This is a genomic window from Roseobacter sp. HKCCD5988 (genome assembly GCF_037830355.1).
GTDB lineage: Bacteria > Pseudomonadota > Alphaproteobacteria > Rhodobacterales > Rhodobacteraceae > M30B80.
Window position 1 is genome coordinate 1,177,251 of record NZ_JBBLYJ010000001.1, and the last position, 13,379, is coordinate 1,190,629.

Below are 13,379 nucleotides of genomic sequence, written 5' to 3' on the forward strand. Positions count from 1 at the left end.
TAGCCGATGTTTGTAATCCGCGATTTCGCTTTGATCCGCAGGTGGTTCCACTTATGGTAGGCGCAAACAAAAGGACGATGCGCGATGAATGTGATGCCAGCAGGCGCCTCTTGGATTAACCGCTTTACAGGTCTTTCGCGTTTAGAGCCGCGGGTGCGCGATGTGCTGACCGCGCGCGCGACCACGATTTCCATTCGCGAAGGCACGGTCATTTTCGGGCCAGGAAAGCGGCCTGAAAACTTGCTTTTATTGCTTGAGGGCACAGTGCGCGTGCAGCAAACATCCGAGACAGGGCGCGAGGTGGTTCTCTATAGGGTCAATGCGGGGGAAAGCTGTGTGATGACCTCGGCCTGTCTTTTGGCCTATGAGGATTACTCGGCCGAAGGTATCGCCGAAACGGCGGTTGAGGCGGTTGCGATCCCGCGCAGCGTTTTTGATGATCTAATCAGCCAATCCGAAAGTTTCCGCACTTTCGTGTTTTCCGCCTATTCGCGGCGCATGACCGATTTGTTCCATGTGATCGAAGAAATTGCATTTCGCCGCGTGGACATCCGCCTTGCACAGCGAATTTTGGATTTGGCCAAGGATGACCTGATCCAAGCCACCCATCAGCAAATGGCAGCCGAACTTGGCACCGCGCGCGAGGTCATTTCCCGTCAACTGGCCGAATTTCAGCGCCGCGGTTGGATCAGCCTGTCACGGGGGCAGATCAAAATTGAGGCGCGTGGCGACATCGAAAAACTGGCGCGTTCCGAGCATTAGGCGCGGGTTGCTATTCGTAACCCAAAAAAATTTTGGCTTATGTGACTACATCACTGTCACCGCGGGTGGTATTTTGTAGATAGATTTCCAGCGAACAACGTAACCAGTTTAATCACGCATAAAATAAGGGCGAATCTCTCAGGCCTTGATTTTACGCGCAGACATATGGACGTAAGATGGAAACCGAATTTACACCACTTCTTTCCGCCACCGGCGGTATTTTGATCGGCCTCTCGGCCGTTCTGTTGATGCTGACCTTGGGTCGCGTAATGGGGGCCACCGGCATTTTGACGGGCGTTTTGGCACCTGCCAGCCGCAGCGACTTTTCTTGGCGCGCGGCCTTGATGTTGGGCATGATCACCGGCCCTGCGGCACATTTCTTTTTGCGCGGCGAGATGCCCGAAATCAGCGTGCCCGCCTCGATGCCGATGCTCTTTATCGGTGGCTTTATCGTGGGGCTTGGCGTCACCTTTGGCTCTGGCTGCACATCGGGCCACGGCGTTTGCGGCATGGCGCGCCTGTCCAAGCGGTCAATCTCCGCAACTTTGACATTCATGGCAACCACCGCGATCACTGTTTTCGTGATCCGCCACGTGATCGGAGGCTGATCTGATGCGCTATATTTCAACATATATCATCGGCCTGATTTTCGGCCTCGGCATCTCTCTGTCAGGCATGTCTAACCCTGCAAAAGTGATCAATTTCTTTGACATTGCGGGCAGCTGGGATCCAAGCCTTGCCTTTGTGATGGGCGGTGCTTTGCTTGTCACCTTTATCGGGTATCGCTTGGTTCTGCCGCGCCCTTCTGGCCCTATTTTTGAGGGTAAATTTGCCCTACCAACCGCGACCAAATTAGACGCGCGCCTCTTGGGTGGCTCAGCCTTGTTTGGGGTGGGTTGGGGTATTGCAGGCTTTTGCCCTGGCGGGGCCTTGCCCGCAATCGGCACTGGCCGCCTCGATGTCTTGGCCTTTGTCGCCGCAATGCTTGTCGGTATTTTCGTGGCCCGCGCCATCATAGCGGCGCGTCAAAATGCCGAACTGAATTCAAATGTGAAACGCGCCTGACTGAAACGATCGTCTTTAAGGAGCAAGAAAATGACCACCTTCCCCGTAAATATGAATGTTCAGCCCGAGGTCGAGCCGTTCTTTGATCCTGCGACCAATACAATTTCCTATGTGGTCAAAGATCCGAATTCCAATTCCTGCGCGATTGTCGATAGCGTTATGGATATCGACTATGCGGCGGGCAAGATTTCCTATGAAAACGCCGATGCGATTATCTCTTATGTCAAGGAAAAGGGCCTCAAAGTTGAATGGCTGATTGAGACCCATGTTCATGCTGATCACCTGTCGGCAGCACCTTATATCCAAGAAAAGCTTGGTGGGAAAATCGGTATTGGTGAAAATATCATCACCGTTCAGGAAACCTTCGGCAAAGTGTTCAACGAAGGCACTGAATTCCAACGCGATGGCAGCCAGTTTGACGCGCTCTTTAAGGATGGCGATGTCTACGAGATCGGGGGGCTGCGTGCCTTTGCAATCTACACCCCTGGCCACACACCCGCTTGTATGACCCATGTGGTTGGGAATGCGGCCTTTGTGGGCGACACGCTGTTCATGCCTGATGGCGGCTCTGCGCGGGCTGATTTCCCAGGCGGGGACGCAGGCACGCTCTATGACAGCATTCAGAAAGTTTTGGCTCTGCCCGATGAGATGCGTCTCTTTATGTGCCATGATTATGGCCCCAATGGCCGCAATATCGAGTGGGAAACCACAGTGGGTGATGAGAAAAAGCACAACATCCACGTAGGCGAGGGCAAGACACGCGAGGAATTTATCAAGTTCCGCACCGAGCGTGACGCGCAGCTTGATATGCCGAAATTGATTATTCCCTCATTGCAGGTGAATATGCGTGCAGGTGACATCCCGACAGACAAGGATGGTCGTCCAATGCTCAAGGTGCCTTTGAACTTACTTTGAGTCTCTTGCTATCGTAAATTATCAGTCTCCGTTTATTGCCAGGAAGTACGACAATGGAAATCAAGACCATAAATGCTGAGATTTCAGTTGCACCGCAAATCACGCCAGATGAGGTCCAGAAATTGGCAGATCAGGGCTTCCGCGCTTTGATCTGCAACCGCCCTGATGGCGAGGAGGCGGATCAGCCGAATTTTTTGGAAATCGAGGCGGCCGCGAAAAAGGCAGGTCTTGAAATCCGCAATCTGCCGATTGTGTCGGGCAAAGTGTCTGACCAAGATGCAGCAGATTTTGGCGCGGCAATGCAGGAATTGCCGCGTCCCATTTTGGCCTATTGCCGCACGGGCACGCGCTCGGCCACTTTGTGGTCACTATCGCAAGCCAATCAAATGTCCGTTGCCGATATTTTGGCGGCCACCAAGGCGGCGGGCTATGATATGGGGGGCGTTGTGCGCCGCATTGCCAACGGCGGCAAAGCTCCAACAGATCGCGCGGATGCAAGTTATGACATCGTCATCGTAGGCGGGGGGGCGGCAGGGCTTGCTGTTGCGGCCTCTCTCAAATCGCGCAAGTCATCGCTTGATATTGCTGTGATTGATCCCGCAGATATCCATTACTATCAACCCGGTTGGACAATGGTGGGCGGGGGCATCTTTGAGGCCTCTGACACTGCCAAAACCATGGGCAGCTTGATCCCACGCGGGGTCACATGGATCAAATCCGCCGTTGCGGCCTTTGAACCAAAAGATGATGCCGTGATCCTTGATGGCTGTCGGGTGGTTAAATACAAGCGCCTGATCGTGGCACCTGGTTTGAAACTGGTATGGGATCGGGTTGAGGGCTTGGAAGCCACGCTTGGTAAGAATGGCGTGACCTCAAATTATCGTTATGATTTAGCGCCTTACACATGGAACCTCGTCAAGAACATGAAGGAGGGGCGCGCAATCTTTACGCAGCCCCCCATGCCCATCAAATGCGCAGGCGCGCCACAAAAAGCGATGTATCTCTCTGGGGATCATTGGACGCGCGCGGGCGTGCTCAAGGACATCTCGATTGATTTCATGAATGCAGGTGGGGTTTTGTTCGGGGTCAAGGATTACGTCCCCGCGCTTGAGGGCTATGTGCAAAAATACGGCGTCAATCTGAACTTCTTTCGCAATCTCAAGGCGATTGATGGGGAGGCGAAAAAGGCGTGGTTCACTGTGGCCAAGCCCGACACCACGCCCACTGAGGTTGAGGTGGAATTCGACATGATCCATGTCGTTCCGCCGCAGATCGCACCCGATTTCATTCGCGTCTCGCCTTTGGCTGACGCGGCGGGATGGGTCGATGTGGATCAAGCCACGCTGCGTCATAAAACCTATGACAATATCTGGTCATTGGGCGATGTGATGAACGCGCCAAATGCAAAAACCGCCGCGGCGGCGCGGATGCAGGCCCCTGTGGTCGCGCAAAACGTGGTCGATGACATCAATGGCCGCAGCGCCACCGCCCAATATAATGGCTATGGCTCCTGCCCCTTGACGGTTGAGCGTGGCAAAATCGTTTTGGCCGAATTTGGGTATGGTGGGGCGCTGCTGCCCTCCTTCCCGAAACTGTTGATTGACGGCACAAAACCCTCGCGCCTTGCATGGTGGCTGAAGGAAAGCTTCCTGCCGCCTTTCTATTGGAAAGGTATGCTAAAGGGCCGCGAATGGATGGTGAAACCTGAAAAGATCAGCGCAAGCTGAGGCTGAAATTGGTCAGGGCCGCGTCTGGCTCTGACCGCTAAACTGCCACGACACCTAGCGTGCCGCGTGCCAAAACCCTACCGCTAGACGACAGGCAATTGTCCCATGAAGAAGCTCTCCGGTTACCTCCCCGTCCTTGATTGGGGACGGACATATAATTCCCACGCCTTTTCCAATGATATGATTGCAGCAGTGATTGTAACGATCATGCTGATCCCGCAATCGCTGGCTTATGCGCTTTTGGCGGGCTTGCCGCCTGAGGCGGGGATTTATGCCTCGATCGCGCCCATCATTCTTTATGCTATTTTCGGCACAAGCCGCGCTTTGGCGGTGGGGCCTGTGGCGGTTGTGTCCTTGATGACCGCTGCTGCCGTTGGACAGGTCGCCGAGGCGGGCACAATGGGCTATGCCATGGCGGCCTTAAGCCTTGCGATGTTATCGGGCGCAATGCTGCTGTTTTTGGGCATTTTCCGCCTTGGCTTCTTGGCCAATTTCCTCAGCCATCCCGTGATTGCAGGGTTTATCACCGCCTCTGGTATCTTGATTGCGGCAAGCCAGTTCAAACATATCATCGGGGTGCAGGCCAGTGGCCATACATTGGTTGAGATGGTCATTTCCTTGGTCGAGCATCTTGGCCAGATCAATCCGATCACTTTGGTGATTGGTGTGTCGGCAACCGCATTTCTGTTTTGGGTGCGCAAGGGCCTAAAGCCGCGGCTTTTGGCCATGGGAATGGCGCCGCGCATGGCTGATATTGCGCAAAAAGCGGGGCCTGTTGCGGCCGTCGTTGTGACAACGCTTGCCACTTGGGCCTTTGGTTTGGCGGATCACGGCGTTGCGATTGTGGGGGATGTGCCCCAAAGCCTGCCGCCCTTGACCCTGCCTGATCTGTCGCCAACACTGTTGGGGCAATTGTTTGTGCCCGCGCTGTTGATCTCGATTATTGGGTTTGTTGAATCGATTTCGGTCGCACAGACCCTTGCCGCCAAAAAGCGGCAGCGCATCAATCCCGACCAAGAATTGATCGGCCTTGGTGCGGCCAATTTGGGCGCGGCCTTTACGGGGGGCTATCCTGTGACGGGTGGTTTTGCCCGTTCAGTGGTCAATTTTGATGCAGGGGCTGAGACACCAGCGGCAGGGGCTTATACGGCGGTGGGGTTGGCCATTGCCGCCGTGGCATTGACGCCATTGGTGTTTTTCCTCCCCAAAGCCACGCTTGCGGCCACGATCATTGTCGCGGTGCTGAGCCTTGTCGATTTGTCAATTTTGAAAAAAACATGGGGCTATTCCTTTGCCGATTTTGCGGCGGTGGCTGCAACCATTGTGTTGACCTTGGGCTTTGGCGTTGAGACGGGGGTTTCGGCAGGGGTGATTTTGTCAATCTTGTTGCACCTTTACAAAACCTCGCGCCCCCATGTTGCCGAGGTGGGCCTTGTTCCGGGAACGCAGCATTTTCGCAATATCAACCGCCACAAGGTTGAGACGGCGGATAGCCTTTTGACCATTCGGATTGACGAGTCGCTGTATTTCGCCAATGCCCGCTTCCTTGAGGATTTGGTGCTGGATCGCGTGGTCGAGGATTGCCCGATCAAGGATGTGGTGCTGATGTGTTCTGCGGTGAACGAGATTGATATGTCCGCGCTAGAAACCCTTGAGGCGTTAAATACGCGCCTCAGTGACATGGGCGTGCGGCTGCATATGTCCGAAGTGAAGGGGCCTGTCACCGACCGCCTCAAGCGCAGCCATTTTCTGGATGAATTGTCAGGCGAATTGTTCCTGTCGCAATATGATGCGTGGGTCAAACTCTCGGGCAAAGCATGACAGCGTGCCTCAGGGCGGCGGGGGATTACTCCGCCGCTTGTGCTGGGGTTTTGCGCAGACGGATCACGACATCCAATTTGGATATCTCATAACCCTCGGGCAAATCGGGCAGGGCCGTGAACTTTAACTGGCCCGCAGGCGCATCTTCAAGCTGACCTGTTTCTTCCATGAAGAAATGCGGATGGTCATCCATGCGGGTGTCGAAATAACTGCGCGCGCCATCCACGATAACCTCGCGCATCAGCCCTGCATCGCAAAACGCACGCAAGGTGTTGTAGACGGTCGCAAGGGAAACTGGATCACCCGCAGCTTGCGTTGCTGCGTGCAAGCCTTCAGCCGTCACATGGCGATGATGACCATCCCCCACCAGCAAAGTCGCAAGCGAAAGGCGCTGACGGGTCGGGCGGAGCGCCGCCTGTGAAAGCCAGTTTGTGCTGCGCTCTAGGGCTTCGGGTGTCATCATTGGTCAATGTCCTGCCAGTTCTGGTTGTAATATATGCCCTAAGGTGTAGGTTTTTCAATTCGTTTGTCGAAATTGACGCAGTTGGGCGTCAAGTGGCAGGAAAAAACCTTAGGCAAGCTGTCGCAAAATCGTTACCTTTGCTGCGCGCTGCCCTTGCATGGGGTGCAAACGCAATGGTAAGTCGAATAAACACGATCGGACAGGCCGCCCCTCGTGGGTGCTCGGCAAAAATAAGCAGGGGAGGCAGAGCATATGTCGCAATATCCGACACGCTTTGACAGAGATGATTTATTGAAATGCGCGCGCGGCGAATTGTTTGGGCCTGGCAACGCGCAATTGCCCGAGCCGCCGATGCTGATGATGGATCGCATCACCGATATTTCCGAAGATGGCGGCGCACATGGCAAGGGCCATGTGGTTGCGGAATTCGACATCAAGCCAGATCTTTGGTTTTTCGACTGCCATTTTCCCAATAACCCAATCATGCCGGGCTGCCTTGGTCTTGATGGCCTGTGGCAATTGACGGGCTTCAACCTTGGTTGGCGCGGATGGCAGGGGCGCGGATATGCGCTTGGCGTGGGTGAGGTAAAACTGACGGGTATGGTGCGCCCTGATCGCAAAATGCTGACCTATCATGTAGATTTCACCAAAGCCGTGCAAACGCGGCGTCTGACAATGGGTGTCGCCGATGGTCGGGTTGAGGCCGATGGTGAGGTGATTTACCAAGTCAAAGATATGAAAGTCGCCCTTTCAGAAAGCTGATTGGAAGCGGTTCGAATACGCAAGAAGGAGCTTTGAATGCGCCGCGTTGTCGTTACGGGATTGGGCATTGTCTCACCCATCGGGAATAATGCCCAAGAGGTTTCCGCAGCTTTGACAGCGGGGCAGTCTGGGGTTGAATTCAACCCTGACATGGCCGAGCGCGGGTTTCGCAGCCATGTCTCGGGCACGTTGAAAATTGATGTGACCGAACATGTCGATAAACGCGCTTTGCGCTTTATGGGGCCGGGCGCCGCTTATGCGCATATCGCGATGGCGCAAGCCATTGCTGATGCAGGCCTGTCTGAGGCCGAAGTTGTGAATGAACGCACAGGTCTGATCGCAGGCTCAGGCGGGCCATCCACCAGTGCCATGTTGGCTGCGCATCAAACAGTGCTGAATTCGGGCGCAACCAAGCGCATTGGGCCGTTTGCCGTGCCCAAATGTATGTCCTCTACCATCTCGGCAAATCTTTCGACCGCTTATCAGATCAAGGGGATCAACTATTCGATCACCTCGGCCTGTTCGACCAGTTTGCATTGCATCGGGGTCGCGGCTGAACAAATCATGATGGGCAAGCAAGATGTGATGTTTGCAGGTGGCGCGGAAGAATTGGATTGGACCTTGTCTTGTCTCTTTGACGCCATGGGGGCGATGTCCTCAAAATATAATGACACACCCACAAAAGCGAGCCGCGCCTTTGATGCAGACCGTGATGGTTTCGTGATTGCAGGGGGCGGCGGCATCGTTGTGTTGGAAAGCCTCGATCACGCGCTGGCGCGCGGGGCCAAAATCTATGCCGAGGTCACGGGATTTGCCGCAACATCGGATGGGCATGACATGGTTGCCCCATCGGGCGAGGGGGGAGAGCGCGCGATGCGTCTTGCGCTGCAATCCCTGCCTGAGGGGCGCAAGGTCAGCTATATCAATGCGCATGGCACATCCACACCCGTGGGGGATGTGGGCGAGGTTCAGGCGGTGCGCCGCGTCTTTGGCGAAGGTCAGACCCCGCCAATTTCCTCGACTAAATCCATGACGGGCCACAGCCAAGGGGCCACCGGTGCGCAGGAAGCGATCTATTGCTTGCTGATGTTGGACCAAGATTTCATTGCGCCTTCGATCAATGTGGAAACCCTTGATCCCAATTTGCACCCCAGTGAGATTGCCACCACACTTGTTGAGGCGGCAAATCTGGATACGGTGATGACCAATTCATTTGGCTTTGGCGGCACCAATGGCTCGATGCTGTTGTCGCGCTATCGGGGGTAGGGGATTATGGCGGATTTGATGAAGGGTAAGCGGGGCCTGATTATGGGGGTCGCGAATGATCGCTCTATCGCATGGGGCATTGCCAAGGCCATGGCAGATGAGGGTGCAGAGCTTGCCTTTAGCTATCAGGGCGAAGCCTTTGGCAAGCGGGTCGAACCGCTTGCCGCATCCGTTGGGTCGGACATTTTGATTGATGTTGATGTGACCGATGATGCCTCGATGGAGGCGGCATTTGCGTCACTCAAAGAGAAATGGGGCACACTTGATTTCGTGGTTCATGCCATCGCTTTTTCGGATAAGTCCGAATTGACGGGGCGGTTTTCCGACACAAGCCGTGCGAATTTCTCTAATTCCTTGGAAATCTCTTGCTACTCGTTCATTGATGTCGCCCGCCGCGCATCGGAATTGATGCCTGAGGGTGGCACATTGTTGACGCTGACCTATCAAGGGTCAAACCGCGTGACGCCATTTTACAACGTGATGGGCGTGGCCAAGGCGGCCTTGGAAAGTGCTGTGCGCTACTTGGCCAATGACCTTGGGCCACAAAATATCCGCGTCAATGCCATCAGCCCGGGCCCAATGAAAACCTTGGCAGGGGCCGCCATTGGCGGCGCGCGGAAAACCTTTAAGACGACCGAGATGAACGCACCTTTGCGCGCCAATGCAACGCTAGAGGCGGTTGGGGGAACGGCGGTCTACCTCGCCTCTGACTATGGGGCCTGCACCACGGGCGAGATTGTGCGCGTGGATGGTGGCTACCACGTTCTGGGCATGGCGCAGCCTGAGAATTTGTGACGAAGGCCAAAATATGATCGGCTCGGGCGGGTGTTGGGCCGCCCTTCGGCTGATTTCGAGACGCGTTAGAAACGGCGCTCCGCATTAAAAAACCGCCCCTGCATCTGGGGGCGGTTTTGTTTTTCTCATCAGCCTAAATTAGGCGATTTCGACCAATTCCACGGCAAAGGTCAAATCCTTACCTGCCAACGGGTGGTTTGCGTCTAGGGTGACTTCTTCATCTGTGACCGAGGTCACTGTGACGGGGATCGTCTGGCCGTCTGGGGTTTGCACTTGCAGGCCACCACCCACTTCAAGGGGGATTTCAGCAGGGATTTGCGCCCGTGGCACAGCCTGAACCGCCTCGGGGCGGTGGTCGCCATAGGCCTCAGCCGCGGCGATGGTCACCGATTTCTTTTCGCCTTGGCTCATGCCCGTGATGGCCGCGTCTAGACCTGCGATGATCTGACCTGAGCCAAGCGTAAAGCGCAGCGGATCGCGCCCTTCGGAACTGTCAAACTGGCTGCCATCGACCAAGGTGCCTGTGTAATGAATGGCGACTGTATCGCCTGCTTTCGCCTGCGTCATGGCTGTCCTTTCGGATATTTTTGGGGAAATGAATGTCACGGGGCCGCGTTATTGCAGGTGCCCGTATTGGGTTCTGTCTCAACTTAGGCGTTTCTACCCCAGATTGAAACCCCGTTGGTGAATTTTGCGATTGTGCGCGCGAAGGCGGCTGATACTCTGGCCCGATAGATGTGCGAGAGGGGGGGTATCTGATGGGCGAAACGGCCTATGTGACCGCCAAAGATGGGGTGCGCCTTGCCTATGATGACACGGGCGGGGCGGGGCCTGTTTTGCTCTGTCTTGCGGGGCTGACGCGCAATCGCGAAGATTTTGATTTTGTGGTGCGCGATTTTCGCGATCAGGCGCGCATCATTCGCCTTGATTTTCGGGGGCGGGGTGGGTCGGATTATGCAGATCCCGCCACCTACACCCCTTTGCAAGAGGCCGAAGATGTCGTGACCCTGCTGGATCATTTGGGACTTGCGCAAGCGGCTATATTGGGCACCTCGCGCGGCGGCATTGTAGCGATGATTATGGGGCTTACGGCGCGCGCGCGGCTCAGCGGTGTTTGCCTCAACGATATTGGCCCCGAAATTATGCCCGAAGGCTTGTCTGCGATCATGGGTTATATTGGCCGCAGACCCAAGTTTCGCAATTTGGCCGAGGCGGCGGCGGCCATGCCTGATCTGCACCCCAGTTTTCACAACGTGTCCTCTGAAACTTGGGCCGCTCATGTGGCGCGGCTGTGGCGCGAGGATGAGGCGGGGCTGCATCTGCGCTATGATCCGCGGCTGCGCGAGGCGGTTGCGCCCGCCTTTGCCGCTGATGCCAAGCCCGCTGATCTTTGGCCCTGTTTCGATGCTTTGGCCGCGCTGCCCCTCGCGCTGATCCGTGGGGCAGGGTCAAATATCCTGTCGCGCGAGGTAGCCGATGAAATGCGCGCTCGCAGGCCCGATATGATTTACGCTGACCTGCCTGATCGCGGTCATGTTCCCTTTCTCGATGAACCCGCATCACAGGCGGTGATATCTCAATTTCTCAAGGAGATCGCATGAGCGATATAGCGCAAATCCGTGCCGCTGCTGCCCACGCCAAGGGCCATGTGCGCCAAACCCCGCTCTTATCCGCGCCCGCGCTAGATGACATCGCGGGGCGCAAGGTTTTTGCCAAGGCCGAGGTTTTGCAACTGACAGGCAGTTTTAAGTTTCGCGGGGCATGGTCTGCCGTCTCGAATTTACCCGCTGCAGAGCGCGCCAAAGGCGTGCTTGCCTTCTCATCGGGCAATCATGCACAAGGTGTGGCCTATGCCGCCGCGCTGCATGGGGTGCAGGCCACCATCATCATGCCCGCCGATGCGCCACAGGCCAAGATCGACAATACGCGCTTTTATGGGGCCGAGGTGATCCTTTATGACCGCAAAGGGGGGGAGGATCGAAATGTGATCGGTGCGCGCCTGCAAGAAGAGCGCGGCCTGCCTTTGATCAAACCCTTTGACAATGCAGATGTGATCGCAGGGCAGGGCACCTGCGGGCTTGAGATTGCCCAACAGGCGCGCAAGGCGGGTATCGAGCAGGCCGAGGTTCTGGCCTGTTGCGGGGGTGGCGGGCTTTCTGCGGGGATTGCCTTGGCGCTTGAGGCGGATGCACCACATATGCGCCTACGCACAGTCGAGCCAGAAGGGTTTGATGACACGGCCCGCAGTCTGGCTGCGGGCGAGATTTGCCGCAACACGGGGCCAGAAGCAGGGCTTTGTGATGCGATTGTCACCCCTGCGCCAGGGCAGTTGACCTTTCCCATCCTTAACCGCCTGGCAGGGGCGGGGATCGTGGTCAGTGATGATGAGGTGCGCGCTGCCATGCGCGCGGCCTATGCGCATTTGAAACTGGTGGTTGAACCCGGCGGCGCGGTGGCTTTGGCCGCGGCACTCTATCATGGGGCTGCGTTGGAGGGCGACACGGCCATCGTTACCTTGTCAGGGGGCAATGTTGATCCTGATCTCTTCGCCGATATTTTACGCGGCTGAGGTCTTAATCCCGCGTCCCTTGCTGATGAAGATCACGAGGGACGCCACCATAAGCAGGCTTGACACCAAGAAGGCAGCGCCCGGCAGGTAAAGGTTGGCCCCTTCACGGGTGAACCAGAAAAAGGCTTGGGTCATGACAAGGGGCGAGATGATCATCGACAAGGCGGAGCAAGAAGCAAGCACGCCTTGCAACGCCCCTTGTTGATCTGCCCCTGCCGCGCGGGACATCAGCGCCTGCATCGCGGGGGCCACCACCGCGCCCGCGGATGAGATCGGGATCAACACCCAAACCATCCACGCCTCAGGCGCAAACCCGTAGCCCCACAGCGATAGAATATTCAGGATTAAGCCATATCGCACCGCGCGCGCCTCGCCCAAATAGGACAGGATCGGTCGGATCAATGCGCCCTGTGTAACGGCAATGGCCACACCATAGGCCGCCAATGAGGCCCCAATCAGGCCAGTATCCCATCCAAAGGCGGCTTGGGTGTAATAGGCCCAGATCGTGGGGTAGACGAAATTTGAAATTTGATAGGCCAACATCACGGCCAAAAGCGGCGCGAGATTTGGCAGCGCCCCAATTTCCATGATGCCGCCCAAAGGGTTGGCCCGTGCCCATTTGAAGGGGCGGCGATTTTCGGCCCGTAGCGTTTCGGGTGCTACGAAAATCCCAAAGATCAGGTTTAATCCAGCCAGAAGGGCCGCCGCATAAAACGGCGCGCGCGGATCAAGCCCGCCCAAAATACCGCCCAGAACGGGGCCCAAAATAAACCCCATCCCAAACCCTGCCGAGATCAGGCCAAAATTCTGCGCTCGTTTTTCAGCGGGGGAAATATCGGCCATATAGGCAAGGGCGGTGGCGTGGGTTGCAGCGGCAATGCCTGCAATAATCCGCCCCAAAAGCAGCAACCAAATCGAATTGGCTTGCGACATGATCAGATAATCCACCGTCATCACCAAAAGCGAGATCAGCAAAATGGGGCGGCGGCCAAATCGGTCTGACAGATTGCCAATGATGGGGGAAAAGATGAATTGCATCACCGCATAAGAGGCCGACAAGATGCCGCCCCAAATTGCGGCATCAGAGAGGGTGATCCCCTGCACCTCCTCAATAAGGTCTGGCATAACAGGCAAGATCAGCCCGATACCCATGGCATCAAGCGTCACTGTGATCATGATAAAGATGAGCGACAGGCGCATTGTCATAGACCTCTCATGCGAGGAGGAATACGAC

14 protein-coding genes are annotated in these 13,379 nt (G+C 56.1%); 11 read left to right on the forward strand and 3 right to left on the reverse strand.

The window, feature by feature from the left end; genetic code table 11:
* Positions 1–84: 84 nt before the first annotated feature.
* The 6 genes from AAC636_RS05850 (at position 85) to AAC636_RS05875 (ending at position 6,290) form a co-directional block, all read left to right on the forward strand.
* The gene (locus AAC636_RS05850) at positions 85–762 is read left to right on the forward strand and encodes a Crp/Fnr family transcriptional regulator (protein ID WP_340300737.1); all 678 of its coding nucleotides are present in this window, start codon (positions 85–87) and stop codon (positions 760–762) included.
* Positions 763–938: 176 nt separating this feature from the next.
* Positions 939–1,370 (forward strand): YeeE/YedE family protein, encoded by a 432-nt coding sequence (locus AAC636_RS05855; RefSeq protein ID WP_340300738.1) that lies wholly within the window; start codon positions 939–941, stop codon positions 1,368–1,370.
* Between the two features lie 4 nt (positions 1,371–1,374).
* The gene (locus AAC636_RS05860) at positions 1,375–1,827 is read left to right on the forward strand and encodes a YeeE/YedE family protein (protein WP_340300739.1); all 453 of its coding nucleotides are present in this window, start codon (positions 1,375–1,377) and stop codon (positions 1,825–1,827) included.
* A 30-nt stretch (positions 1,828–1,857) separates the two neighbouring features.
* Complete coding sequence (locus tag AAC636_RS05865; protein WP_340300740.1) at positions 1,858–2,742, forward strand: MBL fold metallo-hydrolase; 885 nt, start codon at positions 1,858–1,860, stop codon at positions 2,740–2,742.
* A gap of 53 nt (positions 2,743–2,795) precedes the next feature.
* Entirely contained in the window at positions 2,796–4,469 is a 1,674-nt protein-coding gene (locus AAC636_RS05870) for a TIGR01244 family sulfur transferase (protein WP_340300741.1), read from the forward strand.
* A 105-nt stretch (positions 4,470–4,574) separates the two neighbouring features.
* A complete protein-coding gene (locus tag AAC636_RS05875) occupies positions 4,575–6,290 on the forward strand; it encodes a SulP family inorganic anion transporter (RefSeq protein ID WP_340300742.1) in 1,716 nt (571 codons plus the stop codon).
* Between the two features lie 25 nt (positions 6,291–6,315).
* Here AAC636_RS05875 and irrA read toward each other — a convergent pair whose 3' ends face one another.
* Positions 6,316–6,750 (reverse strand): iron response transcriptional regulator IrrA, encoded by a 435-nt coding sequence (gene irrA, locus AAC636_RS05880; RefSeq protein WP_340301099.1) that lies wholly within the window; start codon positions 6,748–6,750, stop codon positions 6,316–6,318.
* Between the two features lie 255 nt (positions 6,751–7,005).
* Between irrA and fabA the strand changes: the two genes are divergently transcribed.
* Genes fabA through AAC636_RS05895 form a run of 3 tightly spaced genes read left to right on the forward strand, consistent with a single transcriptional unit; the run spans position 7,006 to position 9,576 of the window.
* Entirely contained in the window at positions 7,006–7,515 is a 510-nt protein-coding gene (gene fabA / locus AAC636_RS05885) for a bifunctional 3-hydroxydecanoyl-ACP dehydratase/trans-2-decenoyl-ACP isomerase (protein WP_340297054.1), read from the forward strand.
* A 36-nt stretch (positions 7,516–7,551) separates the two neighbouring features.
* Entirely contained in the window at positions 7,552–8,781 is a 1,230-nt protein-coding gene (fabB, locus tag AAC636_RS05890) for a beta-ketoacyl-ACP synthase I (protein ID WP_340300743.1), read from the forward strand.
* A gap of 6 nt (positions 8,782–8,787) precedes the next feature.
* On the forward strand, positions 8,788–9,576 hold the full coding sequence (locus AAC636_RS05895; protein ID WP_317654330.1) for an enoyl-ACP reductase FabI: 789 nt from the start codon (positions 8,788–8,790) through the stop codon (positions 9,574–9,576).
* A gap of 138 nt (positions 9,577–9,714) precedes the next feature.
* Here the strand turns inward: AAC636_RS05895 and AAC636_RS05900 are convergent, their stop codons facing one another.
* Positions 9,715–10,143: an FKBP-type peptidyl-prolyl cis-trans isomerase gene (locus AAC636_RS05900; protein ID WP_340300744.1), complete on the reverse strand. Its 429-nt coding sequence runs from the start codon at positions 10,141–10,143 to the stop codon at positions 9,715–9,717.
* A 191-nt stretch (positions 10,144–10,334) separates the two neighbouring features.
* Between AAC636_RS05900 and AAC636_RS05905 the strand changes: the two genes are divergently transcribed.
* Together AAC636_RS05905 and AAC636_RS05910 are read left to right on the forward strand one after the other, a co-directional pair.
* Positions 10,335–11,177, forward strand: coding sequence for an alpha/beta fold hydrolase (locus AAC636_RS05905; protein ID WP_340300745.1), 843 nt, complete (start codon positions 10,335–10,337; stop codon positions 11,175–11,177).
* Positions 11,174–12,145 (forward strand): threonine ammonia-lyase, encoded by a 972-nt coding sequence (locus AAC636_RS05910; RefSeq protein ID WP_340300746.1) that lies wholly within the window; start codon positions 11,174–11,176, stop codon positions 12,143–12,145. Before AAC636_RS05905 ends, AAC636_RS05910 begins: the two co-directional genes overlap by 4 nt.
* Here the strand turns inward: AAC636_RS05910 and AAC636_RS05915 are convergent.
* Positions 12,134–13,351 (reverse strand): TCR/Tet family MFS transporter, encoded by a 1,218-nt coding sequence (locus tag AAC636_RS05915; RefSeq protein ID WP_340300747.1) that lies wholly within the window; start codon positions 13,349–13,351, stop codon positions 12,134–12,136. The genes AAC636_RS05910 and AAC636_RS05915 overlap by 12 nt on opposite strands.
* Between the last annotated feature and the right edge of the window lie 28 nt (positions 13,352–13,379).

Coding starts and splice junctions, on each gene's coding strand:
- AAC636_RS05850 (WP_340300737.1), top strand. CDS start 85: ATGAATGTGATGCCAGCAGGCGCCTCTTGGATTAACCGCTTTACAGGT.
- AAC636_RS05855 (WP_340300738.1), top strand. CDS start 939: ATGGAAACCGAATTTACACCACTTCTTTCCGCCACCGGCGGTATTTTG.
- AAC636_RS05860 (WP_340300739.1), top strand. CDS start 1,375: ATGCGCTATATTTCAACATATATCATCGGCCTGATTTTCGGCCTCGGC.
- AAC636_RS05865 (WP_340300740.1), top strand. CDS start 1,858: ATGACCACCTTCCCCGTAAATATGAATGTTCAGCCCGAGGTCGAGCCG.
- AAC636_RS05870 (WP_340300741.1), top strand. CDS start 2,796: ATGGAAATCAAGACCATAAATGCTGAGATTTCAGTTGCACCGCAAATC.
- AAC636_RS05875 (WP_340300742.1), top strand. CDS start 4,575: ATGAAGAAGCTCTCCGGTTACCTCCCCGTCCTTGATTGGGGACGGACA.
- irrA (WP_340301099.1), bottom strand. CDS start 6,750: ATGACACCCGAAGCCCTAGAGCGCAGCACAAACTGGCTTTCACAGGCG.
- fabA (WP_340297054.1), top strand. CDS start 7,006: ATGTCGCAATATCCGACACGCTTTGACAGAGATGATTTATTGAAATGC.
- fabB (WP_340300743.1), top strand. CDS start 7,552: ATGCGCCGCGTTGTCGTTACGGGATTGGGCATTGTCTCACCCATCGGG.
- AAC636_RS05895 (WP_317654330.1), top strand. CDS start 8,788: ATGGCGGATTTGATGAAGGGTAAGCGGGGCCTGATTATGGGGGTCGCG.
- AAC636_RS05900 (WP_340300744.1), bottom strand. CDS start 10,143: ATGACGCAGGCGAAAGCAGGCGATACAGTCGCCATTCATTACACAGGC.
- AAC636_RS05905 (WP_340300745.1), top strand. CDS start 10,335: ATGGGCGAAACGGCCTATGTGACCGCCAAAGATGGGGTGCGCCTTGCC.
- AAC636_RS05910 (WP_340300746.1), top strand. CDS start 11,174: ATGAGCGATATAGCGCAAATCCGTGCCGCTGCTGCCCACGCCAAGGGC.
- AAC636_RS05915 (WP_340300747.1), bottom strand. CDS start 13,351: ATGACAATGCGCCTGTCGCTCATCTTTATCATGATCACAGTGACGCTT.